We start from the raw sequence: 22,955 nt of genomic DNA, 5'->3' as shown, positions 1-22,955 counted from the left end.
GCGCATGCCGAAGGCAGCACCGCAGCAGGTTTCGTTCGACGCCGGCGAGCTTTCGCCGCTGCTCGGCGCGCGCGTAGACCTGGCCAAGTACCCGAACGGGTGCAAGGTGATGGAGAACTTCATCGCCACGGTGCAGGGCCCGGCGATCCGCCGCGGCGGCAAGCGCTTCGTCGCACCGATCAAGGATTCGACCAAGCAGGCGTGGTTGCTGCCGTTCATCGTGTCGGACGGCATCGCGTACATGCTGGAATTCGGCGATCACTACCTTCGCTTCTTCGTGAATCGCGGCCAGCTCGTCAGCGCCGGCACACCCGTCGAGATCGCGACGCCGTACGCGCTCGCAGACCTGACGACGGAGGACGGCACGTTCGCGATCCGCGTCGCGCAAAGCGCGGACACGATGTACCTGTTCCACGGCGCGTACCCGACGCAGAAGCTGCTGCGCACCGGGGCGACGACGTTCACGCTGCAGGCCGTCACGTTCGTGGGCGGCCCGTTCGCGTCGGTGAACATCGACAGCAGCGTGACGGTGCAGGCAAGCGCGCAGACTGGCGCAGTGACGCTGACGGCGAGCTCGGGCATTTTCCGGGCGTCCGACATCGGCACACTGTTCTATCTCGAGCAAGTCGATAACTCGTACGTCAAGCCGTGGGTCGTGCACCAGAAGATCGCCGTCGGCGATCTTCGTCGCGTCGACAACCGCGTGTATAAGTGCACGCAGATCGGCGCGAACACGCCGCAGGTCACGGGCGCAGAGACACCGACGCATACGATCGGCCGTCGATGGGATGGCACCGGGCAGGACGAGTCGACGACCGACGAGTGGGGCTCGATCGGCGCGGAATGGGAGTATCAGCATTCGGGTTACGGCACGGTGCTGATCACGGCTTTCACCGACGCGCAGCACGTCGCGGGCACCGTGACGACGAACGATCCCGCCGATCCGTGCATGCTGCCGAACACGGTCGTCGCATCGGGTACGTACAAATGGGGCCGCTCGCTGTTCAACTCGACCGACGGCTTCCCGCAGATGGGGACGTTCTGGAGCGAACGCCTGTGCATGATGCGCGATCGCTGGCTCGCGCTGTCGGTGTCGGCTGACTTCGAGGTGTTCAAGACGAAGGACGCCGACCAGGCGACCGACGACTCGGCTATCGTGCAGCAGCTCAACGCGCGCCGGCTCAACAAGCTCGCGTGGATGGTCGAATCCGACAGCCTGCTCGTCGGGATGACCGGCGACGAGTGGGTGATCGGCAAGGCGAACGGTTCGCAGGCGCTGAGCGCGACGAACATGAACGCCCGCCGGCGCACGTCGTACGGCTCGAAGCGCCTGCAGCCGGTCGAGGTCGGCGGCACGATCCTGTTCGTGCAGAAGTCGGGCCGCAAGCTGCGCGACTTCAAATACGACTTTTCGTCCGACAACTACGTGTCGACGGACGTCACGAAGATCGCCGACCACATTACGCGCGGCCGCGCTGGCTCGAACAACGGAATCATGTCGCTCTGCTATCAGCAGGAGCCGCACTCCGTCATTTGGGCCGCGCGCGCCGACGGCCAGCTGATCGGCTGCACGTATGACGAAGAAGCAGGCCGCAGCGACGTCTACGGCTGGCACCGCCATCCGGACGCGAACGGGTTCGTCGAATGTGTTGCATCGATGCCCGCGCCGGATGGCGCATCCGATGACCTGTGGGTGATCGTGCGCCGCACGATCAACGGGCACACGGTGCGCTATGTCGAATACCTGAACCCGTCGCTGCAGGACGACGACGCGCAGTCGTCGGCATTCTACGTCGATGCGGGTATTACCTATAGCGGCGCGCCGACCACCGCCGTTACCGGGCTGGCGCACCTCGAAGGGCAAACCGTCGCGGTGCTGACCGACGGCGCGGTGCACCCGTCACGCACGGTCGCGGCCGGATCGATCCCGCTCGACTGGCCGGCGTCTGTCGTGCACATCGGAGTTCCGACGAAATGTCGTATCCAAACCATGCAGCTGAACGCCGGCGCCGCAAACGGGACAGCGCAAGGAAAGACAAAGCGCGTGTCGAACATCGTGACGCGCTTCTCGCGGAGCCAGGGCGGCGCCGTCGGCCCGTCATTCGACGACAGCGATCTCGAACCGCTGAATTTCCGTAGGCCGTCGAATGCGATGGACAACGCGGTGCCGCTGTTCGACGGCGATATGGAATCGAACTGGCGCGGCGGTTACGAGGGGCAGTCGTGGGTTTGCTATCAAAACGATCAGCCGCTGCCGGTGACGCTGCTCGGCTTCTTCCCGATTCTGGATACGCAAGATGATCGCTAAGCGCCTGACACCTGAGCACATCATGTCGGTCCAGCTGCAGCCGGCGCAAGCCGGTGTCGCTGGTGCGCTGACGCGCGAGTACGCCGAGAAACTATGCACGCTGACACGTGTCGGGTGGGCGATCGTCGACGGCGACGTGACGCTCGGTTGCGGCGGCATCGTCGAGATTTGGGAAAACCGCGCGCAGGCGTGGACGCTGATCTCGTCCGCGCTGCTGCGCCGATTCCGGCCCGCGCATCGGATGGTGCGCGCCGTGCTCGACGACGCGCCGTGGCGCCGTATCGAAATGGACGTCGACGCATCGCACGCGGCCGGCATCGCGTGGGCCGAGCACCTCGGCTTCGTGAACGAGGGCGTGCGCCGGAAATACACCGTCGACGGGCGGGACGTGATTCTTTTTGCGAGGGTGAAATAGTGGATCCGGTATCCGCACTGACCATTGGCAGTGCCGCCGTCTCGGCGGTTGGCGCAATCTCGGGAGGCATGGCGAAGTCGGCGCAGGCGAACCAGCAGGCCGCCGCGCTCGATCGTAACGCCGCGCTGTCCGACCAGCAGGCCGGGCAGGTCTACGCGCAGAACGTGAACCGAGAGGAAGCGCAGCGCGCGCAGGCGGCGCAGCAGCTCGGTGCGCAGCGTGCGTCCGTGGCCGAATCCGGGTTCGATCCGAACAGTGGCTCGGCACTCGACACGCAGGTGCAGAGCGTGCGCAATGCCGAGCTCGACGCGCTGCAGACGCGCTACCAGGGCATTCTGCAGGGCCAGTCGCTCGAGGACCAGGCGCAGCAAGATCGGTATGCGGCGCGCAGCGCGCGCGCCAGCGCACGAAATAGTGCGCTCGCCGGCGGGATCTCGGCCGCTGCGTCGCTGCTCGGCGGTGTCGCATCGTACGCGAAGTCCGGCAGCAGCCTGTTCTCGAGCAGCACGGGCGGTTCGTTCTCGTCGCTCGGCGGGCTGTCGTCGTTCGGGCGCGCGGGCAACATGACGGCCGGGCTGTACTCGGGCGCGAATAAGTTCGGCTTTACGGGGGGCGTGTAATGTCGATTCGAATTCCCGTCTACGATCGGCAGGTCACGCCCGCGCTGCAGACGTCAGGCGCACGCACGCCGCTGACTGTCGTCGATGACAGCACGGGCGCGGCGGTGCAGCAGGTTGGCACAGCGCTCGGGCAGGGCGCAGACGTGCTCGCCGCGCAGAAGCGTCAAGACGAGCAGGCCGCCGTCGCGCGCCAGATCGGCGACGATCGCGTGACGTGGCTGCAAAACATGCAGACCGCGAAGGATAGCGCCGCGCCGGGCGCGCCGGACTTCACGCCGAACCTGATCAAGGGCTTCGACGACTACGCGCAGCAACAACTGCAGCAGATGCCGGAAGGCCCGGCGAAGCGGTTCTACACGATGCAGCTCGGCGATCTGCGCACGTCGCTCGCCGGGCAGGCGGTGACGTGGCAAGCCGAGCAGCATCGCGCGTACAACGTCAACCAGTATCAGCAGGGCAACGACACCGCGGCGCGCGCGATCGCGATGGATCCGAGCCTGTACGGCTCGACGCGGGCGTCGCAGCTCGCACTGATCGATTCCGCCGCACTCGACCCGCAGACGAAGGCGAAGCTGTCGGACAACTTCAAGGACGTGGCGTCGACGGCGGCCGGCATGCGCATGGTGTCGGCAGACCCGGCGGCCGCGCTCGGCGCGATGACGCAGAAGCCCGACCAGCCGCTGCCGGCCGGCTACGAGTGGGTCGGCGATCTGCCGCCGCACAAGCTGGTCGCGCTGCAGGCCACGCGCGCACGCTCGTCGCGCAGCAGCAGAACGCCGCCGAGGCGACGCGCGCTGCAGCGCGAGAACACGGCCGTCGACCTGCACAACAGGCGTTGACGCTCGTGAATGAGGGAAAGCAGCTGAGCCCGGAATTCACGAACCAACTCATGACCGCGACGGCAGGGACGAGCGTGGCCGGCGCGGTGCGCGAACTGGTCGGCATGGCGAGCCAGCGCGCAGGCTTCGCGAGCGCGTCGCTGCCGCAGCAGGCCGCGACCCTTCAGCAGTATCAGACCGAAGCGGCTACGCGCGGCACCGACCCGGATCAGGCGGCCGCCGTGAAGCAGCTCGAGCAGATCCACACGGCGAGCGTCGCCGCGTACAAGGCCGACCCGTGGAACGCGGCGCTCGACCGCGGGGTGCTGCAGGGCGTGCCGCAGGTGGACACGTCGAGCGTGCCGAATCTCGTCACGTCGCTCACGTCGCGTGCACAGAGCGCCGGCGCCGTCGAGCAGGCGGCGGGCCGTCGCGTGTCGCTGTTGACGCCGGACGAGGCTGAAAAGACGCTGACCGCCGTCGACGCGCTGCCGATCGATACGAAGGCGCAGGCTGAACCAGATCGGGCAGGCGTTCGGCAATGCCGGCCGCATCGCGGATCTCGCAGCGCAGTGGAAGGAAAAGAGCCCGGCGATGGCGCTCGCACTGAAGGCTGGCGCCGCGGACGTGGGCGGGCAAACCGCTGCTGACGACGAGCGGGGCGCCCGCTCAGCACGTTCATTCTGACGGGCGCGCAGGCGCTGAAGGACAAGACGGTCAAAATCGACGAAGTCGCAGGCACGGGCATGCGCGCCACAATCGCGAACGCGATCGGCGACGCGCTGCCGCCCGAGCAGGCCGACGACGCGAAAGAAGCCGCGTACTTCATCGCCGCCGGCAGCGCGGCGCGCGGCGGGGGCGCACGCAACCGAGCAGCACCGACGTGCAAAACGCGATCAGCGGCGCGACGGGCGGGATCTCGACGACGGGCGGCCAGCAGATCAACGGCAAGCCGAACATTGTCGCATGCCGTACGGCTGGCGCGAGGACGATTTCCAGAGCGCCGTGAAGTCGGTGACGGCTGCGAACATCGAAAATCCGGGCGTCGACAGCGTGCTCGCGAACGGGCACGAGATTCCGGTCGCCGACTTCGTGAAGCAGTTCGCGAGCTACCGGCTCGTGCGTGTCGTGCTTGCGCGGGACGTACGCGGTGTCGACTCGGATCCAAGTTCGTCACGGACAAGACGGGCGCGCCGGTCACGGTGCAATCTGACGTTCCCGACGAAGAACGCACAGACCGGCGCGGCGCCGGCCGGACAATCTCCGACCATGCCGTTCCCGGGAGGTATGTAATGCGGTCGATTCGCTGTTGCCGACCAGACCGCCAGCTTTCTGAGCGGGCAGAACCAGATCGATGTACCTGAGCCGCGCGTCTATCCGTCGACGTCTATCACCTCGATCGCGCGCGCCGTCGGACGCGGGCTCGGGCAGGGTGGGACGGCGCTGTTCGGCGCAGCGTCGGACCTAGCCGCGGGCCTGAGTCAGGTGTACGTCGATCCCGACACGCTGACACTGAACCCGCAGGCGCAGGCCGACGCCGACAAGCAGGTGAACGCGGCGATCGCGAAGCAGCGCGTCGGGCACCTGTTCGAGTCGCCGCTCGGCACGAAGGCGTACGACCTGTCGGATACGTTCAAGCCGGACCCGACGCGCGCGACCACGATCGATCAGACCGTGCAGGGCGTCGTGTCGGGGCTGACGCAGATCGTACCGGCTGCCGTGCTTGGCGGGCCGCTGGCTGGCGCCGCTGTCGGCGGCACGTCGATCGGCATGTCGCGTGCGGAAGACCTGAAGCGGCAAGGCGTCGAAGTCGGTACGCGGACGGCAGTCGGTGCGGTCGAGGGCGCGCTCACGGCGGCCGGCGCGGTGTTGCCGGTTGCCGGCTCGACCGTTGCGCGCACGGCGGGACTCGTCGCGGCCGGCGGCCCGGGCGCCGCGATCGCGCAGGCGACGATCGAGAAAGCGATCTTGCGCAATGCTGATTACGACCACCTCGCCGACCAGATCGACCCGCTCGATCCCGTGAACATCGCCGCCTCGACGCTGATGGCAGGCGCGTTCGCGGGCGCACATACCGCGGCAACGGCGCGCGCCGCGCGGCAGACGGCGGCAGCCGCTGCGGTTGCCGCTGCAGTCGCTCGCGCTCGATGCCCGCCGCGCGCTGCCGTACGACTCGCCGCAGCTCGACACCTATGCCGTGCAGGCAGCGCAGGCAGCCGGCGTACCGCCGGACCTTATGCTCGCGTTGAAGAACGCTGGCGAGAAGTCGAATTCGCGCCAGGTGTCGCCGAAGGGCGCCGCCGGCGTGTCGCAGATGATGCCCGAGAACCTGCGAAAGTACGGCGTGACCGATCCGACGGATCCCGTGCAGGCGCTCGACGGCATGGCGAAGTATCTGGCCGACACGCAGAAGCAGTACGGCGGCAACCTGCAGGCGATGATCGCCGACTACAACGGCGGCCCGAAGCAGGCGGCCGCAGTGCTGCGCGGCGAGCGCCCGCCGGCGAACGAGACAGCCGCGTATCTCGATCGCGTGAACGACTACCTCGCGACGCGTGGTATCGATTCGGCGACGTTCCACGTGACGCCCGAGCAGGTCGACGCGGCACTGCTCGCGCGCGGCCAGCGGATCGTCGACGACGCGTACGTGTTCGGCACGCCCGGCGACATCGCCGCGATGACCGCGCACCAGGATGCGTTCGAACTCGCCGCGCGTCAGATGGATGCCGGACAGTTCCCGGATGTCGCGCGGTTCGTCACGGGTGATGACTCGGCGCGCGCGACAGCGCTCGACTCGCTTATCGCTGACACGGAAACGCAGCGCACTGACGTCGCGCAGCAAGCTGCGGGCCTCGCTGATCAGGGCGCCGTGTCGCAGATGCGCGCCGAGCTCGATCAGCTCACCGCCGCGCGGCCGGACGATTCCGCCGCCGGCGTGAAAGAGCTGACACGCCAGCTGCAGGACCAAGGCATGAAGTACAAGGCCGCGGCCGCAAAGGCGCAAAAGCAGATCGATGCGGCGATCGCCGACCACGAGGCGCAGGTGCAGCGTCTGCGCGGCGCGATCGAGGAAAACGCACGCGCACAGCAAGCGCACCAGCAGCTCGGTGCGCTCGATGCTCAGCTGGCAGATCTGCGCACCGCGCGCGCCGGAATCGACGCGCCGGCCACGCGCCGCACGCCGCTGTCGCGGTTCGTCGAGGATGTCGTGCGCGCGCAGACGCGCCGCGAGCCAGTGCCGTACCGCGAGCCGCTGGAACCGGTGTTGCAGGCGGCCGACATGATTCCCGCCGGCGCAGCGCCGCGCGCGAATACCCCTTCGAACACTGGCGCGCCGAGCGCACGTGCGATCGACGCGAACTTGCGTGACGCCGCCGCGCTGCGGCCGGACATGCAAGTGACGATCGACACGCCCGCCGGCGAGCGCACGGGCACCGTCGCGGACCTGATGCGCCAGATCGATGACGAACACGCCATGAACACACAGGACGCGGGGCTGTTCGAAGTCGCCGCGAACTGCTTCATCAGCTTGGGGGGCTAAATGCACCAGAAGTGCGTCAACGCGGTCGAGGCGGCCGCTGGCCGGAAGCTCACGCAGACCGAGATCGACGGAATCGAGAACCGCGTGCGCGCTGGCATGCGCTCGACCGCGCGTCAGGATCCGGCCGCGTGGTCGGCGATGTCGCAGGCCGATCGCGTTGCGGCAGGCGCTGAGTGGGCGCGGCAGCAGCTCGTGCATGAGGCTGATCTCGACCGGGCCCGCAAGCAGTTGCAGATCGCGAAGCAGATCGAGACGACCGATCGGATTCAGGAAGCGCTCTATGCCGATCCCGAAAGCGCTCACCGTAAGCGCGCGCGCGAGACAGTCGTAAAGCACGACATCGAGCAAACGTACGTAACCGCCGGCGCGATCAAGTCGGATTACATGCGGCAGACGATGGGCGCGATCGACGCGATGAAGGTCGGGCAGAACTTCCTCGCGCGCGCGTTCGACGTGGACAACCCCGCGATGGAACGCGACATCATCCGCGAGGTGTATCGCGGCGCGGACGGCTCGACAGGCAACGAGGTCGCGAAGGCGGCCGCCGAGCAGATCGGCAAGACGACGGGCGCGATGCGCGAGCGCTTCAACCGTGCCGGCGGCAACGTCGGTGAGCTCGACTATGGCTACGTGCCGATCCGGCACGCGCAAAGCAAGGTGCTCGGCAACGGGTCGGATGCGCAGCGGCACGCCTGGGCCGATGCTGTGATGCCGCTGCTCGACCGCTCGCGGTATCTCGACGACGCCGGGAACCCGCTGAGCGACGTCGAACTGCGCAAGGTGCTGGTCGGCGAGGACCGCGAGGCGTGGGAGCGTGCGAACGCCACCGCGCGCGGCAACATCGCGCCGCGCAAGCAGGGCGTGTGGGACACCATCGCATACGGCGGCGTCAACAAGATCGTGCCGGGCGAGACGGCCGGCAACGCCGCGCGCGCGAACGCCGGATCTGCGCACCGCGTGCTGCACTTCCGGGACGCGGACGCGCACATGCAGTACAACCGCCAGTTCGGCGAGGGCTCACTGTTGAACGCGCTGGTCGATCACGTCGGCGGCATGGCGAAGAACATCGCGCTCGTCGAGCGGTACGGCCCGAATCCGACGCGCAACATGAAGACGCAGATGCAGCTGACGGCCGTGCACGACGGCACGGAAATGCGCACGCTCGAAGGCGGCATGACGTCGGTCGGCGCGTACTGGAACTACGTGACCGGCGCGACAAACACCCCCGTTAATCCGGCGCTCGCGCGCCAGATGGAGACGCTGCGCACGACGGTCAGCGCCGTGAAGCTGCAGGGCACGATTCTGGCGGCGCTCGGCGACGTCGGCACGATGTTTGTGACCGCCGGCTACAACAAAGTGCCGTTCTTCAAGACGCTCGGCACGGCTGCGCGGCTGATGGCGCCCGGCTCGAAGGACTTCCGCTCGTGGCTGTCGTCGCAGGGGCTTATCGCCGAATCGCTCGAGCACGGCCTGAATCGGTGGGGCACCGACAACCTTGCGACGACGTGGGCCCGCAACCTGTCCGCCGCGACGATGAAGTTCGGCGGCGTCACCGGCTGGACCGACGCGCTGCGCACGGCGTTCCAGTCGCACATGATGCGCGGGCTCGCGGGGATCGGTCGCACTGATTGGGGCAGCCTGACCGAATGGGACCGCCGCGCGCTGACGCGTGCAGGGTTGACGGCCGACGATTGGGCGATCGTGAACAAGGCAACGCCGGGCAAGTACGGCGATGCCGAATACCTGACGCCCGATGCGCTGTACGCGACCGGTGACGCGCGCGCGGCTGATATCGTGCCGAAGCTGCTCGGCATGATCCGCGAGGAAGGCGAATTCGCCGTGCTGAATCCGGATCTGCGCACGAAGGTGATCGCGTCGGCCACGCCAGGCACCGTCACGGGCGAGCTGAAGAAGTCATTTATGCAGTTCAAGTCCTTCCCGATGGCGATGATCTCGCGGCACTGGGGGCGCATCGGCGACATGCGGCGCTCGGGTGACTTCCGCGTCGACGGCGCGCCCGCACTCGCAAACCCGATGGCATACGCGGCGGCGCTCGTCGTCAGCACGACGCTGATCGGTGCGATCTCGACGCAGGCGAAGAACCTGCTCGCCGGCAAGGATCCCGAGCCGGTGTTCGACGACGTGAAGCACGCAGGCGGATTCTGGACACGTGCTTTCTCGGTGGGTGGGGGCGCCGGCTTCGTGGGTGACATGCTCGTCGCCGCGTTCGAATCGGCCGACTACGGCTCATTGCTCGGTAGCGCGGTCGGCGGCCCGCTGCTGTCGACGATGTTCCAGCCACTGCGCGCGATCTCGTCGAACGTGCAGGACGCAGCGCAGGGCAAGGACACGCACGTTGGCGCCGATCTGCTGAAGATCGCGCAGTCGAACACGCCACTCATCAACCTGTGGTTTTGGAAAACGGTGTGGAACCGCCTTATTTGGGACAACCTCGCCGAGAATCTTTCGCCGGGCGTCACGCAGCGGAACATGAACCGGTCGCGCAACCAGTACCACAACGACTACTACTGGTCGCCCGGCACTGGCGCGCCGCAGCGTGCACCGAACCTCGCAGCGGCGTTCGGTTAAGCGGGGCGACAGACAGCCTGCAGGAGCCCGGCGCCGATGGAGCCGGGCACGACTTCGGCCAGGTTGGCGATGGGGTTCGGGTATTTCGTTGAGTCGACAGGCACGCCATCGCCGTCGGCTTTGTCGTACGTCACCGACTGAACGATCGCGGCTTGCCGGGTCCGGCAATCGAAAACGTATTGCGAAATCGCGGACTGGTAGATGTGCGACTCGCTTCCGGAGCGGTAGCGCTGTGGAGCATCGAACGACGCCTTAACCCATACCTTCGTGAGCTTGCCGGTCCGGTCGACCGTCGCTTGGTCGATTGAGAAGGTAGCGCCCTTCGCCCACACCCCGTCAATGGGGCGCCAGTCGGCCGCGACCGCCAAATTCGCAACCAACAGTGCCGCCACAGCGCAGGCTATCTTCTTCATTGTGACCCCCGTTTCGTGTTTCCGGCGATCCTAGCATAGACGGAAAGACGCAAGATTCCGCGATGGCCGAGCGTCAGCATGGCACAGTCTCTAACAGGGCTGCGTCATGACCGTCAACTCGTCGACCCAAAGCGTCACATACAACGGTGACGGCTCCACTACCGATTTTCCGATCCCGTTCTACTTTCTGCTGAACGAGGATATCGAAGCTTCGCTCGCGAAGGACGGGGCCGGTACGGACCTTGTGTTCGGTACGGACTTCTTTTTGAGCGGCGCGGGCCTGCCGGGCGGCGGTACGCTCACGATGTTCGTGGCACCCCCGACCGGGTATCAGCTCGTCATCGAGCGGCAAGTCGCGATCACACAGCAACGCGAATACCAGCAGAACGACCCGTTCCCGGCGAAGACCACGGAGAAGGCGCTCGACAAGCTGACGATGATTTGTCAGCAAATTTGGGCAATTTTCGGGGGCGGCGTGCCGGGCCTGTCGCGGGCGTTGCTGCTTGGAAAGTACGACATTAACGGCTTCGGCGCGTACCGTGCGAACAACAACCGCATCGCGAACCTTGGCGATCCGATCGCCGATACGGATGCCGCGAACATGCGGTCCGTCAAGTCGTATGCCGATGCAGGCGACAAGGCCGTCCGAACTTATGCTGAAACGCTGGTCAAGGGCATCGAGCCGGGTGGCGGTTACGTCACGTACTTCCCGGCTGAGAATCCGACGTTTGGCATCCTCGTCAAGAAAGCCCTCGATGAAACGGTCGACCTGAAAACGAAGTTCGGTCTGACCGGCGACGAGAACGACGATCAGACGGGGCCGCTCAATGACCTCATCGAGTACGTCAACGGCCTGAATAGCTGGGGCGGCAGTGCGAAGGTCGTCGGATGCTACCGAGTGACGGGCGCGCTTCAGGATCTGAAGAACGGGCTGCGTCTGGTCGGGCAGGGCTTTGCCCGCAGCCGGATCATGTTCGACGGCGTGAACGGTCTTGTATTCGATTTGTCGGGTCAGCCCGGCGTGCCGGTATTTCCCATTCTCGAGGACATTGCACTGACGACGACGGCGACCTTCGCGAGCGGGTTCTCTGCTGTCAAGGTCAAGCCGTGGCTCACGACGCGGGGTTACTCGCGCACGTTTCAGTCGATTCGCGTACAGACCTGCTCAGAATCGATTTGGCGTGGCGACAACCAGGCGCCGTTGTATCCGGAAGAATGGGCGATCCACTACGAGCTCGGCGAACTCGGGTCCGAGTACAACCTGTTCGATTGCCACATCGACGATGCGATCATCTACGGCTCGTTCCTGAACGAGTTCTATAACTCGCAAACAGGTGCGAAGGGGATCGTCGCAAACGACCTGACCGGGCTTCGTGTGTTCCGCCCGAAGATGGAGGCGTTGTCGACCTGCACGCAGATTCGCGGGCGCAGCGAGGGTCTGGTCATGACCGGCGGCACGCACGTTGATTGCGGCTATGGCGCGGTATTCAGCGATTACACCAATCCTGCGAACAACCACGTCATTTCGGATACCCACTTCAAGGTGCATTTCCGGGGTATCCAGATGCAGGATACCGGCACGACTTACCAGCGCGCGTACAACATGTTCACCAATGTGTTCGTGCTGGAAAAGACGACACCTGACGCGAAGCCAGACGGGTTTATCGGCATCGAGGCGTATTGCACGAACAGCGCGATCTCGAACTGCTACGTCCGCTCGGACCAGTCCTACACGTCGACGGCGACGATGAAAATCGGATTCCGCGTCGGGAAGGGCGATAACCACGTGGTCGCGTGCGGTCAGGCGAACATGCGCTATCTGCTCGACCCGGTTCCGTTTGCGGCCGGCCCGGCGGCCGGCAATGTGTGGGTATCGAACCTTCAACGCGACAGTGCGGGCACGGGGATCATCGGTCCGACGAGCGGTATCGTACTGGGCGATTTTCGCGATGCATACGGAAGTCCGACGTACAAGCAGGAATGGTGGAGTCAGGTCTCTCGCTACGATCCTGCTACGGGTTCCACGTGGGGCTACGACGCCATTACGAGCATGCTTCGAAACCCGAGTTCGACGTACACGAACCGCTATCACACGTCGACCAGCACCGCATCGGCAGATTCGTCGATCGTCCATAGTGGCGGCGATACGGCGGGAAACGCCAACAACGGCGGGGCGATCGCAATCAACGCGGCCACGACGACATTCTCCGGGGCGATTTCACCCACAACGGACAATGCGCGCAATAACGGGACGGCGGCCCTCCGGTGGAAGGAATTTTTCGCCGGTACAGGCGCGATCAACACGTCGGATGCTCGACTGAAATCCGCAGTGCGCTCGCTCAACGCGAACGAGATTGCGGCAGCACAAGCACTCGTCGCTGAGATCGGCGCCTACCAGTTCCTTGCGATGATCACTGAGAAGGGGACCGATGGCGCGCGCCTGCACGTCGGCATGACGGTGCAACGCGCCATCGAGATCATGCAGGCGCACGGACTCGATCCGATGCGCTACTCGTTCATCTGTTACGACAAGTGGGACGCAATCGATGCCGTGCTTGATGAAGATGGCGCGGTGGCGGTGCCCGCTCGCGAAGCCGGAGACCTGTATTCGTTCCGCGACAACGAACTGCTGTTCTTCATGCTTGCCGGGATGCTTGCCGCTCAACTCGCGTTGGCGGATCGCGTTACCGCGCTCGAGTCCAAGGCCGCGTAACCACAGGGGAATCGAATGGCTGAACCCACAACCAGCGTGCTCGCGGCGGCCGGTGCTTTGCTCGTCAAAATCGTCCCCGGCGCCATCGGATCGCTGATCGCGCTGCGCTTCATCGGTGACGGACTGACGGGCCGTCAGAAGGCCGTGTCGTTCGTCGCAGGCGCCACGTTCTCGTACTTCGTCGGGCCACTGATCGTCACGTGGTTCGCGATCACGGACAGCGGCGCGCAGCAGGCGATCGGCTTCCTGATCGGCCTGTTCGGGCTGGCTATCACGAAAGAGCTGTTCAAAGAAATCAACAACGCAGACTTCATCGGGGCTTTGAAACGACGCTTCCTTGGAGGGCAGTGATGGTCACGATCTTCGTTTTCGCAAACCTCGTCGTGCTCGGCTTCTGCGTGTGGATCGCGGTTACTGACGCGATTGCTACGGGCTGGTGGGGCACCGTCGGCTTCTCGATTATCGGCATCGCCTCGGCCGTCAACGTCCTGAAGCCGATTCGCATGCTGTCGGCGATCGACCTGCCCGAGACGCTGATGATGGTCGGCATGGCGATCGTGTCGCTATGGGTGATGGGGCGCAAGGCTTACTGGTGGAAGAAGGAGCACAAGCACAATGGCGCGCATTGACATCGCATCGGCGGGCGGCAAGAACCGCGTCGCTTTCCTCGACACGATCGCCGCGAGCGAGATCGGCGCCGCGCTGCTTGCGAAATCGGACGACGGCTATAACGTGCTGGTCGGCGCGACGCCGGCGCGCCCGCTGCTGTTCTCGAGCTACGCAGCGCACCCGAACATGCTCAACCGGCAGATCCCGGTGCCGTCGACGGCCGCCGGCCGCTACCAGATCCTGTATCGCTGGTGGCGCATTTATCAGGCGCAGATGAAGCTGCCCGACTTCGGGCCCATCTCGCAGGATCGGTACGCGCTGCAGCAGCTTCGCGAGCATGGCGCGCTGCCGCTGATCGACGCAGGGCGATTCCGCGAGGCGGTCGCGAAGGTGTCGAACGTATGGGCCAGTCTGCCGGGTGCCGGTTACGGGCAGCGTGAAAACGACATCGAGCGGCTGCTCGCTGCGTACCAGGCTGCCGGTGGGGAGATTGCGGCATGACGATCCTCGACCCGCGCGTCTGGCTGGCCTTCATCGTCTCGCTCGCTATCACGGCCGGCGCCGGTTACTTCAAGGGCCATCACGATGCCGACCAGTCCGCGACCGTTGCCGACCAGGCGAAACAGATCCGCGACCTGAAAGCCGCGCGCGCCGAAGAACAACGCCGCACTGCGGCTCAAACGGAGATCGCAAACGATGCGAACCAACAACGCACCGCGGCACTGGCTGATGCTTTCGCTGCTCGTGCTGCCGCTGGCAGCCTGCAGCAGCGCGTCGATCAGCTCGTCGCAGCTGCCCGCCATTCCGCCGTTGCCGCCGGAAGCCCGGCAACCGGCGACGCCCTCGATCTGCTTGCCGACGTGCTCGGCCGGGCTGACGAGCGCGCGGGCGAGCTGGCAAAGATCGCTGACGACCGGGGCATCGCCGGCAAGCAGTGCGAGCGCGACTACGACGCGCTGACGGTTGGCCGTCAGTCGAGACCGTAACCGCCCGGCGCAGGCAAGCCTTGCAGCGCGAGCAACGTTCCGGCCGCACAGAACGCCATAGCGCCGGAAAGAATACCGAGCCATCCTCGGCCAGTCGCGTTGCTTACCCTGACACCAAGCCAAACCGACGCAGCGAGCACCAAGCCGTAAAGTAAAAGCGCCCCAAGTTGGAAAGCGAACGTGCGCATGTGGGCTGCCGGCGGCAATGGGATGGCGCCATATTACTGCAACGGCTCAGCTCACCGCCGTATAGCGCGTCGGCCGCGCGAACTGATGTGCGAGCCGGTCGCACGTTTCATCGTCGAGTTCGTCCAGGCCGATCGCCAGTTCCCAAAATGCGCACCCTAAGCGCGGCCGCGTCACAACACCGTCGACGTTGCCGGGGTGCATGCATATCGCATGCGCACCGCCGCAGAACGCCACACCGGACCAGTGCTCGCACGTCCAGCATGGGTGGTTGATCGTCTCGATGAATAGGCCGGAGCCGGGTTTATGCACGTCGCAAATACTGTATAAAAACACAGTATTTGCGTCTGTTTGCTTTGCGTCAAGCGGCCACGCCGAGGGGCGGCCGGATCGGGATGATGTCGGCTTCGCGACCGTCCGCGCACGCACCGACAAACTCGGCCCACTTTTCCAGCGCCGCGCGCCGCTCGGGAATTTCCTGACGCACGTCGTAGATTCCCTCCATCCCTTTGAGCTTGTGGTTCAGCGCGATCTCGGTGATCTCTTTCGGGATGCCCATGTTCATCATGTGGCCCTTGGCCGTGCTGCGGGTATCGTGCGGCGTGAAGCGCCGGACTTCGAGGCCACCGCGCAGGAAGGCACGGTCGATCGCCGCCCATAGCGTCGTATTCCCGACGTGCGTCTCGCCGAGCCGGTTGATACGTTGTTGACCGCGCGCCGGCAGCAGCCACGGCGAATCGCCGGATAGCGCGATCAGTTCCTCGATCCACGACGCGACGAGCGGCACGAGCGGCACGAGGAACCCGTTGCGGGTCTTGACCGTCTCGTCGGCGACGAACCACGTGCCGCGCTGCAGGTCGATGAATTCCTTGCGGGCCTTGACGAGTTCGTTCGTGCGCACGCACGTCGCGAGCAGCACGCGCAGCATCAAGCCGTTGGCGCGGCCGATCGTGTCGTCAATGCCGGGCAGCATCCGCGCGAGCTCGTCGACGGCCAGCATCACGCGCGGTTTGACCTTCGGGCGGGCGCCCATGATCGCCGTCAGCTTCACGCCGGCGCATGGGTTCGCAGCGATGATCTTGCGGCCGCACGCGTGGTCGAACACCTGCGTCATGGTCGTGAGGATCCGCTTCGACATTGTCCAGCCGCGGCCGGCATCCTCGACGGCCTGCACGATGTCGGCCGGCGTCACGCGGCGCACTTCCAGCGAACCGAGCTTCGGGCCGACGACGTTGTCGAGATCCCATGTGCGGTAATAGATTGTGCTGGCCGAAAGCGGTTTCTCGATGTCCTGTGCGAACCGCTTCGTGCGGAAGTCGGCGACGAGATCGTTCACGGTCCAGGCAGCGGCCGACGCCGCGCGCTCGGTCTTCTTTGCTGCGGCCGGGTCGGCGCCGTTGTCGATCGCGACGCGGTGCGCACGGGCCGCCTTGCGAGCGGCCGCGAGCGACAGGTCGGGGTAGTTGCCGAGCGTCAACTCGCGCCGGCGACCGCCGGCCAGCCGGTAACGCAGAATCCACGCGGCGGTGCCGCCAGTCGAAAGAGTGAAAGTCAGCCCGTCACCATCGGACTTTGCGACCGGCTTCCCGGCCGCGATCCAGCGCCGCAGCTGCATGTCGTCGAGCACATTCGTTTGCCTAGCCATATCGTTCCTCGTGGGTAGTCAGGCGATATTGCCGACAGATTAGCTACCCGTCTAGCTACCCAAATTTCATTAACCACCCTTGGATATTGTTAGACGTCATTCGGCTAAAACCCTTGATGGGCTTAGGGTTTCGGGCGATGGGGTAGTCGTTTTTAGACAGGCTTAGACGTGAATGAAAATCGCAGGTGGCGATTTTCATGAACGAGGGAGTGCGTGCGGGGTGAATGCGAAGGCCGCCATCTTACCGCGAGCGCGGGGCGCGAACGTGCGCGGCACGCGATGCGGAGAGCGGGCGCGCATCGCGACGTCGATGGCTTGTAAAGAAATTGTGACAAAAGTGTTGACGTGAGTACTTCCTCACCCTATAATTTATTTCTCTGACGCGGGGTGGAGCAGTCTGGCAGCTCGTCGGGCTCATAACCCGAAGGTCGTAGGTTCAAATCCTACCCCCGCAACCAAGCACACCAGACGATGTGCTGCGCAAGTGACCGATGCGCGCTTCGTCGACAGGAACCCGGCCCCGTGCCGGGTTTTTTGTTTTCAGCGCTCGAATGTCATTTCGGCGCGCCCGGGCTTCCAGGCAGGAAGCCGTTCTCGAGCAGATACGTCGTCGTGTTGACGAGCGTGGCCCGCGCGTTCGGCGCACCGGCCAGCACCGCGCACTTGTCCATGCCGGTATTCACCCGGATCGACCGTTCGGTCGTCGGATAGTCCACCCCCTTCAGATAGAAATGCGGCAGCGACGTCGTGTAGCGTGCATACGGCACGCACGGTCGCTGCAGCGGATCCTTCGACGCGCCGTTGAACGGGAAGTACTCGTCGAACAGGTAAGCCGAACTCGACAGGCCGCCCCAGTCCGCCGGCACCGCGATGCTGCCGGTCGGCGTCGTGATGCCGGTGGCGACGTCCGTGATGAAGCCTTCGACGGTCGAGCGCCCGTCGCTGCGATCGGCCTGCGTGTGCGTGATCTGCAGCCGGTATGCGCGACCCGGTTTCCACGCGTACGCAATCGAGCACGACGTTCCCGCGCCGCCGTCGGCGCCGCCGCGGCAATTCGCGGACAGCGGCGTCGTGCCGGTGCCGAATGCGCTGAAGATCACGAGGTTGCTACCCTGGGTGCGGGGCTGGATGCCGGTGTAGATCGCGTGCCCGCCATGCTCGGACGACAACTCATTGGCCCAGTAGTAACTGGCGTTGACGTTGCCCGGAACGACTTCGGGCGTGATGTCCCATGCCATCCGGTCGAAGCCGCCTTTCGGTGTCGTTGCGGCCGACGCGGTGATGTTGGGATCGGCGTGCGCGTTGAGCATGGTCGACACGGCGAGCAACGCACCGATCGCGGCGTTGAGCTTTTTCATGTTCCTGTTCCCCTGTTGGTGGAAAAGAGATCGCGACGAGCGGCGTCGATCGCAGCGACGCTGCTCGCATGCCAATGTGCGGTCACTTTATGACCAATGGATAACCCGTGGTGTCGGCGGGCCGGATGACACGCGCGCGATGCGCGGGGGGCTGTCCGCTGCGGCCCCATGCGGCAGGCGAGAGCGGGGAAGCGGGAACAGCGGGAGGGGGCAGCCCGGGATAGCTATTTGCGTTCCGCGGAATAATGCGGCCGCTGCATCGCGCGGCGGTTGCCGGCGCGTGCATCCGGTGCGCGACCGTTACGCGGCGCACGACGATGCGCGTCGTTCAGCCCGCCGCCCACTCGACCGCCGCCTTCGCATGCAGCGCGGTCGTATCGAACACCGGCAGCGGCGAGTCGTCCGCGCCGATCAGCAGCGTGATTTCCGTGCAACCGAGAATCACGGCCTGCGCGCCGCGCTTCGCCAGTGCGTCGATGATCGTCACGTAGCGTGCGCGCGACTCCGCGTCGATCACGCCATGACACAGCTTGTCGTAGATGATCCGGTGCACGTCGCCGCGCGCGGCTTCGTCCGGTACCAGCACGTCGAGGCCGAACTTGTCGCGCAGCCGTTCCGCATAGAACGGCAGCTCCATCGTGTAGCGCGTGCCGAGCAGCGCGACGCGCTCGACGCCCGCGGCGCGCAGCGCGGCGCCGGTCGGATCGGCGATGTGCAGGAACGGCAGCGTCACCGCCGCTTCGATCGCTTCGTGCACGCGGTGCATCGTATTGGTCGTCAGCACGACGAGATCGGCGCCGGCCGCTTCGAGCTGACGCGCGGCATCGGCCATGCGTTCGCCGAGCGCGGCCCAGTCCTGCGCGCGCTGCAGCGCTTCGATCTCCGCGAAATCGACCGTGACCAGCACGCTTTTCGCGTTGTGATGGCCGCCGTGCAGCGCCTTCGAGTGGCGATTGATCATCCGGTAATACTCGGCCGACGATTCCCAGCTCATCCCGCCGATCAGTCCGATCGTCTTCATCCGTCACCTGTGCGTTTCGTATGTCGTGGCAGACGAGTATAGGGGGCGGCCCGTCCGCGCGGCGGTACGATCCGCGCGAAGCGGACCGGTACGGTGCGCCCGGCCAGGGTCGCCGCACGCGGATGGCGCGAACGGACCGGAAAGGGCGACGGCCGATCGAGGCAACACGTGGCAGTTGAAACGGTCACTGTGTTTTTGTACAGTATCGGCACCGTGAACCCGACCATCCTCCCGCCTGCCGATCCGGGCGCGCCATCCGGCGACGCGCCGCCGCGCGTGCGCAAGATCATCCACTGCGATTGCGACTGCTTTTACGCGTCGGTGGAGATGCGCGACGACCCGTCGCTGCGCAACCGGCCGCTCGCGGTCGGCGGCCGGCCCGATCAGCGCGGCGTGATCGCGACCTGCAACTACGAGGCGCGGCGTTACGGCGTGCATTCGGCGATGTCGTCGGCGCTCGCGATGCGCAAGTGTCCGGACCTGCTGATTCTGCCGTCCGCGATGGACAAGTACCGCGCGGCGTCGCGGCAGATCATGGCGATCTATCGCGACTACACGTATGACGTCGAGCCGCTGTCGCTCGACGAGGCATACCTCGACGTCAGCGGTTCCGAACTGTGCCAGGGCAGCGCGACGCTGATTGCGCGCGAGATTCGCCAGCGCGTATACGACACGGTCGGCGTGACGGTGTCGGCCGGTGTCGCGCCGAACAAGTTCATTGCGAAGATCGCGTCCGACTGGAACAAGCCCGACGGCCTGTTCGTCGTGCGCCCGCATGAAGTCGATGCGTTCGTCGCGGCGCTGCCGGTGCGCAAGCTGCACGGCGTGGGCAAGGTGACGGCCACGCGGCTCGACCGGCTCGGCATCCAGACCTGCGCGCAGTTGCGCGACTGGTCGCTGATCGATCTGCACCGCGAGTTCGGTGCGTTCGGGCGGCGTTTGTACCAGCTGGCGCGGGGGATCGACGAGCGGCCGGTGCAGGCCGACCAGGAGCGCAAGTCGGTCAGCGTCGAGACGACCTACGTGACCGACCTGACGACGCTCGAGCAATGCGCGGACGAGATTCGCCGTCTCGTCGTGCAGCTCGATGCGCGGATCGCGCGCGCAGGTGCGGCACGCGCGATCCGCAAGCTGTACGTGAAGATCCGCTTCGCCGATTTCCAGCGCACGACGGTCGAATGCGTGGCCGACGCGACGAGTGCGCAGACGGCCGTCACGCTGCTCGCGAAGGGGTTGCGGCGACGTGCGCAGGCCGTGCGGCTGCTGGGCGTCGGCGTGCGTATCGACGAAGATACGGCCGAGCGTCACGGGCAGTTCTCGCTGTTCGACGACGAAGCCGACGAAGTCCAGGAGGCCGACGAGGCCGACGCAGCCGGCGGCGACCCGCCCGCACCATGAAAAAGGCACCGCCGAAGCGGTGCCTTGTTTCGATCCGCCGGCGAACCGGGCAGGCAAGCGCGCTCAGTGCGCGGGCGCGGCCATCCCGTTGTGACGCAGCAGCGCGTCGATTTCCGGCTCGCGGCCGCGGAAGGCCTTGAACGAATCCATCGCCGGGCGGCTGCCGCCGACTTCCAGGATTTCGCGGCGATAGCGCGTGCCGGTTTCCGCGTCGAGCACGCTGCCGCGTGCGGCGGCCGCTTCCTCGAACGCCGCGTACGCGTCCGCCGACAGCACTTCGGCCCACTTGTAGCTGTAGTAGCCGGCCGCATAGCCGCCCGCGAAGATGTGGCTGAACGTGTTCGGCCAGCGCGAGAACGCCGCCTGCGGGATCACGTGGTAGCGCTCGTTGATCTCGCGCGCGAACGCGTTCACGCCGGTCGCGCCCGCCGGATCGAAGTCGACGTGCAGCAGCATGTCGAACATCGAGAACACGATCTGGCGCAGCGTGCCGAGCCCGCTCTGGAAGTTCTTCGCGGCGATCATCTTGTCGAACAGCGCGCGCGGCAGCGAGGCGCCCGTGTCGACGTGCGACGACATCGACGACAGCACGTCCCATTCCCAGCAGAAGTTTTCCATGAACTGCGACGGCAGCTCGACCGCGTCCCATTCGACGCCGTTGATGCCCGACACGCCGAGCTCGTCGACGCGCGTGAGCATGTGATGCAGCCCGTGGCCGAATTCATGGAACAGCGTGATGACTTCGTCGTGCGTGAAGCACGCGGGCTTGCCGCCGACCGGCGCCGAGAAGTTGCAGGTCAGGTACGCGACCGGCGTTTGCACGGCACTGCCGCGCTTCGCGCGCGCACGTGCGTCGTCCATCCACGCACCGCCGCGCTTGCCTTCGCGTGCGTACAGGTCGAGATAGAACTGCGCGACGAGCGAGCCGTCGCGGTTCTCGACGCGGAAAAAGCGTACGTCCTTGTGCCATACCGGCGCGTCGTCCGGCTTGATCCGCACGCCGAACAGCGTTTCGGTGACGTTAAACAGGCCCTTCAGCACGGCCGGTTCCGGGAAGTACTGCTTGACCTCGTTTTCCGAGAACGCGTAGCGCTGCTGGCGCAGCCGTTCGGCCGCGAACGCGACGTCCCACGGCGCGAGTTCGGTCAGGCCGAGCTCCTTCGCCGCGAACGCGCGCAGTTCGTCCCAGTCCTTGTCCGCATGCGGGCGCGCGCGCGTTGCCAGATCCTCGAGGAACGAAATCACCTGCTGCGGCGATTCGGCCATTTTCGGTGCGAGCGACACTTCGGCGAAGTTGCGGTAGCCGAGCATCTGCGCTTCTTCGCGGCGCAGCTTCAGTTCATCGGCGACGATCGCCGTGTTGTCCCACTCGGCCTTGCCGCCGCCGTACTGCGGCCCGAGTTCCGACGCGCGGGTCGCATAGGCGCGGTACAGCGTCTCGCGCATCGCGCGGTTCTCGGCGTACTGCAGCACCGGGAAGTAGGACGGGAAGTGCAGCGTGAATTTCCAGCCTTCCTTGCCCTCCTTCTGCGCGGCTTCACGCGCGGCTTCGATCGCGTCGCCCGGCAGACCGGCCAGATCGGCCTCGTCCTGCGCGAAATACGCGTACGCGTTGGTCGCGTCGAGCACGTGATCGGAGAACGCCTTCGACAGCGCGGCCTGCTGTTCCTGCAGTTCGGCGAAGCGCGGCTTCTGGTCTTCGGGCAGCTCGGCGCCCGACAGGCGGAAATCGCGCAGTGCGTTGTCGAGGATCTTCTTGCGCTCGACGGACAGCGTCGCATATTCGGCGCTCGCGGCGATCGCCTTGTACTTCTCGTACAGCGCGAGGTTCTGGCCGACGCTCGACCAGAATTCGGTCACGCGCGGCAGGTTCTCGCCGTAGGCGGCGCGCAGCTCCGGCGTATCGGCGACTGCGTTCAGGTGGCCGATGACGCCCCATGCACGTCCGAGCGGCTCCGTCGCCTGCTCGACCGTCTCGACGATATCGGCCCAGGTCGCCGGCGTCGCGGGCGCGCTCGCGGTGTCGACCGCGCGGTTGGCGGCGTCGAGCAGCGTATCGAGCGCGGGCGTCACGTGTTCCGGGCGAATCTCGCCGAAGCGGGGCAGGCCGGAGAAATCGAGGAGCGGATTGGTGTTGGCGCTGGCGGACATTAAGACTCCCTGTCTGTTGCCGGATGAACCGGGGTGAAAAGGGTGAGGCGCGATACGGCGGCGCCCGATACCGACATTATTGGGGCGCATCGCGCGCTTTCCAATCGTTAGTTTCTAACGACGCGATTGGGATACGGCCGATGGCGGGAGGAGGAGGGTCGGATACGGGCCGCGAACGCGGCGT

Annotated in this window: 21 protein-coding genes and 1 tRNA gene; 15 read left to right on the top strand and 7 right to left on the bottom strand. The window is 65.8% G+C overall.

Features of this window, described 5'->3' with window-relative positions; genetic code table 11:
* Positions 1-4 precede the first annotated feature (4 nt).
* The 6 genes from DCN14_RS25895 (at position 5) to DCN14_RS38795 (ending at position 5,454) form a co-directional block, all read left to right on the top strand.
* Positions 5-2,308 carry a hypothetical protein gene (locus tag DCN14_RS25895; protein ID WP_096508844.1) on the top strand — a complete coding sequence of 768 codons (2,304 nt, stop codon included), beginning with the start codon at positions 5-7 and terminating at the stop codon, positions 2,306-2,308.
* Positions 2,298-2,723, top strand: coding sequence for a GNAT family acetyltransferase (locus DCN14_RS25890; RefSeq protein WP_096508843.1), 426 nt, complete (start codon positions 2,298-2,300; stop codon positions 2,721-2,723). The genes DCN14_RS25895 and DCN14_RS25890 overlap by 11 nt, the downstream gene beginning before the upstream one ends.
* Before the next feature lie 68 nt (positions 2,724-2,791).
* Positions 2,792-3,343, top strand: coding sequence for a hypothetical protein (locus tag DCN14_RS25885; RefSeq protein WP_205212601.1), 552 nt, complete (start codon positions 2,792-2,794; stop codon positions 3,341-3,343).
* The gene (locus DCN14_RS38805) at positions 3,343-4,182 is read left to right on the top strand and encodes a hypothetical protein (protein ID WP_240327344.1); all 840 of its coding nucleotides are present in this window, start codon (positions 3,343-3,345) and stop codon (positions 4,180-4,182) included. Before DCN14_RS25885 ends, DCN14_RS38805 begins: the two co-directional genes overlap by 1 nt.
* Before the next feature lie 50 nt (positions 4,183-4,232).
* Positions 4,233-4,811, top strand: coding sequence for a hypothetical protein (locus DCN14_RS38800; RefSeq protein WP_240327343.1), 579 nt, complete (start codon positions 4,233-4,235; stop codon positions 4,809-4,811).
* A gap of 316 nt (positions 4,812-5,127) precedes the next feature.
* Positions 5,128-5,454 carry a hypothetical protein gene (locus DCN14_RS38795; RefSeq protein ID WP_240327342.1) on the top strand — a complete coding sequence of 109 codons (327 nt, stop codon included), beginning with the start codon at positions 5,128-5,130 and terminating at the stop codon, positions 5,452-5,454.
* 171 nt (positions 5,455-5,625) lie between these two features.
* On the opposite strand, the gene DCN14_RS38790 is transcribed toward DCN14_RS38795, so the two are convergent.
* On the bottom strand, positions 5,626-6,234 hold the full coding sequence (locus DCN14_RS38790; protein ID WP_240327339.1) for a hypothetical protein: 609 nt from the start codon (positions 6,232-6,234) through the stop codon (positions 5,626-5,628).
* 49 nt (positions 6,235-6,283) lie between these two features.
* On the opposite strand from DCN14_RS38790, the gene DCN14_RS38785 reads away from it, so the two are divergent.
* Both DCN14_RS38785 and DCN14_RS25870 read left to right on the top strand, forming a co-directional pair.
* On the top strand, positions 6,284-7,702 hold the full coding sequence (locus DCN14_RS38785) for a lytic transglycosylase domain-containing protein (protein WP_240327338.1): 1,419 nt from the start codon (positions 6,284-6,286) through the stop codon (positions 7,700-7,702).
* On the top strand, positions 7,703-10,291 hold the full coding sequence (locus DCN14_RS25870; RefSeq protein ID WP_096507216.1) for a hypothetical protein: 2,589 nt from the start codon (positions 7,703-7,705) through the stop codon (positions 10,289-10,291).
* Here the strand turns inward: DCN14_RS25870 and DCN14_RS25865 are convergent.
* Positions 10,288-10,704, bottom strand: coding sequence for a surface-adhesin E family protein (locus tag DCN14_RS25865; protein ID WP_096507217.1), 417 nt, complete (start codon positions 10,702-10,704; stop codon positions 10,288-10,290). The genes DCN14_RS25870 and DCN14_RS25865 overlap by 4 nt on opposite strands.
* A gap of 106 nt (positions 10,705-10,810) precedes the next feature.
* Here DCN14_RS25865 and DCN14_RS25860 point away from each other — a divergent pair, with 106 nt between their 5' ends.
* The 5 genes from DCN14_RS25860 to DCN14_RS25840 are packed head-to-tail and all read left to right on the top strand — an operon-like array spanning position 10,811 to position 15,012.
* Positions 10,811-13,417: a tail fiber domain-containing protein gene (locus DCN14_RS25860; RefSeq protein WP_096507218.1), complete on the top strand. Its 2,607-nt coding sequence runs from the start codon at positions 10,811-10,813 to the stop codon at positions 13,415-13,417.
* A gap of 15 nt (positions 13,418-13,432) precedes the next feature.
* A complete protein-coding gene (locus tag DCN14_RS25855; RefSeq protein ID WP_096507219.1) occupies positions 13,433-13,768 on the top strand; it encodes a holin in 336 nt (111 codons plus the stop codon).
* Positions 13,768-14,046, top strand: a complete 279-nt coding sequence (locus DCN14_RS25850) for a holin (RefSeq protein WP_240327337.1) — start codon at positions 13,768-13,770, stop codon at positions 14,044-14,046. Before DCN14_RS25855 ends, DCN14_RS25850 begins: the two co-directional genes overlap by 1 nt.
* Positions 14,033-14,527: a glycoside hydrolase family 104 protein gene (locus DCN14_RS25845; protein ID WP_096507221.1), complete on the top strand. Its 495-nt coding sequence runs from the start codon at positions 14,033-14,035 to the stop codon at positions 14,525-14,527. The genes DCN14_RS25850 and DCN14_RS25845 overlap by 14 nt, the downstream gene beginning before the upstream one ends.
* Complete coding sequence (locus tag DCN14_RS25840) at positions 14,524-15,012, top strand: DUF2514 family protein (RefSeq protein WP_096507222.1); 489 nt, start codon at positions 14,524-14,526, stop codon at positions 15,010-15,012. Before DCN14_RS25845 ends, DCN14_RS25840 begins: the two co-directional genes overlap by 4 nt.
* 234 nt (positions 15,013-15,246) lie before the next feature.
* On the opposite strand, the gene DCN14_RS25835 is transcribed toward DCN14_RS25840, so the two are convergent.
* On the bottom strand, positions 15,247-15,402 hold the full coding sequence (locus DCN14_RS25835; protein ID WP_162826244.1) for a hypothetical protein: 156 nt from the start codon (positions 15,400-15,402) through the stop codon (positions 15,247-15,249).
* Positions 15,403-15,559: 157 nt separating this feature from the next.
* Entirely contained in the window at positions 15,560-16,843 is a 1,284-nt protein-coding gene (locus DCN14_RS25830; RefSeq protein WP_096507224.1) for a site-specific integrase, read from the bottom strand.
* 381 nt (positions 16,844-17,224) lie between these two features.
* Here DCN14_RS25830 and DCN14_RS25825 point away from each other — a divergent pair.
* Positions 17,225-17,301 (top strand) — tRNA-Met (locus DCN14_RS25825).
* A gap of 96 nt (positions 17,302-17,397) precedes the next feature.
* Here the strand turns inward: DCN14_RS25825 and DCN14_RS25820 are convergent.
* Both DCN14_RS25820 and DCN14_RS25815 read right to left on the bottom strand, forming a co-directional pair.
* A complete protein-coding gene (locus tag DCN14_RS25820) occupies positions 17,398-18,201 on the bottom strand; it encodes a hypothetical protein (protein ID WP_096507225.1) in 804 nt (267 codons plus the stop codon).
* A gap of 328 nt (positions 18,202-18,529) precedes the next feature.
* The gene (locus tag DCN14_RS25815; RefSeq protein ID WP_096507226.1) at positions 18,530-19,222 is read right to left on the bottom strand and encodes an aspartate/glutamate racemase family protein; all 693 of its coding nucleotides are present in this window, start codon (positions 19,220-19,222) and stop codon (positions 18,530-18,532) included.
* A gap of 189 nt (positions 19,223-19,411) precedes the next feature.
* Here DCN14_RS25815 and dinB point away from each other — a divergent pair, with 189 nt between their 5' ends.
* The gene (gene dinB, locus DCN14_RS25810; protein ID WP_096507227.1) at positions 19,412-20,620 is read left to right on the top strand and encodes a DNA polymerase IV; all 1,209 of its coding nucleotides are present in this window, start codon (positions 19,412-19,414) and stop codon (positions 20,618-20,620) included.
* A 63-nt stretch (positions 20,621-20,683) separates the two neighbouring features.
* Here dinB and DCN14_RS25805 read toward each other — a convergent pair whose 3' ends face one another.
* Positions 20,684-22,771, bottom strand: coding sequence for a M3 family metallopeptidase (locus DCN14_RS25805; protein WP_096507228.1), 2,088 nt, complete (start codon positions 22,769-22,771; stop codon positions 20,684-20,686).
* Between the last annotated feature and the right edge of the window lie 184 nt (positions 22,772-22,955).

The sequence above is a fragment of the Burkholderia sp. IDO3 genome, from assembly GCF_003366075.1.
Taxonomy (GTDB): domain Bacteria; phylum Pseudomonadota; class Gammaproteobacteria; order Burkholderiales; family Burkholderiaceae; genus Burkholderia; species Burkholderia anthina.
This window is presented reverse-complemented; position numbering and strand designations above follow the sequence as displayed.

Coding starts and splice junctions, on each gene's coding strand:
- DCN14_RS25815 (WP_096507226.1), bottom strand. CDS start 19,222: ATGAAGACGATCGGACTGATCGGCGGGATGAGCTGGGAATCGTCGGCC.
- DCN14_RS38800 (WP_240327343.1), top strand. CDS start 4,233: ATGACCGCGACGGCAGGGACGAGCGTGGCCGGCGCGGTGCGCGAACTG.
- DCN14_RS25895 (WP_096508844.1), top strand. CDS start 5: ATGCCGAAGGCAGCACCGCAGCAGGTTTCGTTCGACGCCGGCGAGCTT.
- DCN14_RS25870 (WP_096507216.1), top strand. CDS start 7,703: ATGCACCAGAAGTGCGTCAACGCGGTCGAGGCGGCCGCTGGCCGGAAG.
- DCN14_RS25830 (WP_096507224.1), bottom strand. CDS start 16,843: ATGGCTAGGCAAACGAATGTGCTCGACGACATGCAGCTGCGGCGCTGG.
- DCN14_RS25805 (WP_096507228.1), bottom strand. CDS start 22,771: ATGTCCGCCAGCGCCAACACCAATCCGCTCCTCGATTTCTCCGGCCTG.
- DCN14_RS25860 (WP_096507218.1), top strand. CDS start 10,811: ATGACCGTCAACTCGTCGACCCAAAGCGTCACATACAACGGTGACGGC.
- DCN14_RS25840 (WP_096507222.1), top strand. CDS start 14,524: ATGACGATCCTCGACCCGCGCGTCTGGCTGGCCTTCATCGTCTCGCTC.
- DCN14_RS25850 (WP_240327337.1), top strand. CDS start 13,768: ATGGTCACGATCTTCGTTTTCGCAAACCTCGTCGTGCTCGGCTTCTGC.
- DCN14_RS38795 (WP_240327342.1), top strand. CDS start 5,128: ATGCCGTACGGCTGGCGCGAGGACGATTTCCAGAGCGCCGTGAAGTCG.
- DCN14_RS25820 (WP_096507225.1), bottom strand. CDS start 18,201: ATGAAAAAGCTCAACGCCGCGATCGGTGCGTTGCTCGCCGTGTCGACC.
- DCN14_RS25835 (WP_162826244.1), bottom strand. CDS start 15,402: ATGCACCCCGGCAACGTCGACGGTGTTGTGACGCGGCCGCGCTTAGGG.
- DCN14_RS38790 (WP_240327339.1), bottom strand. CDS start 6,234: ATGTGCGCCCGCGAACGCGCCTGCCATCAGCGTCGAGGCGGCGATGTT.
- DCN14_RS25865 (WP_096507217.1), bottom strand. CDS start 10,704: ATGAAGAAGATAGCCTGCGCTGTGGCGGCACTGTTGGTTGCGAATTTG.
- DCN14_RS25845 (WP_096507221.1), top strand. CDS start 14,033: ATGGCGCGCATTGACATCGCATCGGCGGGCGGCAAGAACCGCGTCGCT.
- DCN14_RS25855 (WP_096507219.1), top strand. CDS start 13,433: ATGGCTGAACCCACAACCAGCGTGCTCGCGGCGGCCGGTGCTTTGCTC.
- DCN14_RS25885 (WP_205212601.1), top strand. CDS start 2,792: ATGGCGAAGTCGGCGCAGGCGAACCAGCAGGCCGCCGCGCTCGATCGT.
- DCN14_RS38805 (WP_240327344.1), top strand. CDS start 3,343: ATGTCGATTCGAATTCCCGTCTACGATCGGCAGGTCACGCCCGCGCTG.
- DCN14_RS25890 (WP_096508843.1), top strand. CDS start 2,298: ATGATCGCTAAGCGCCTGACACCTGAGCACATCATGTCGGTCCAGCTG.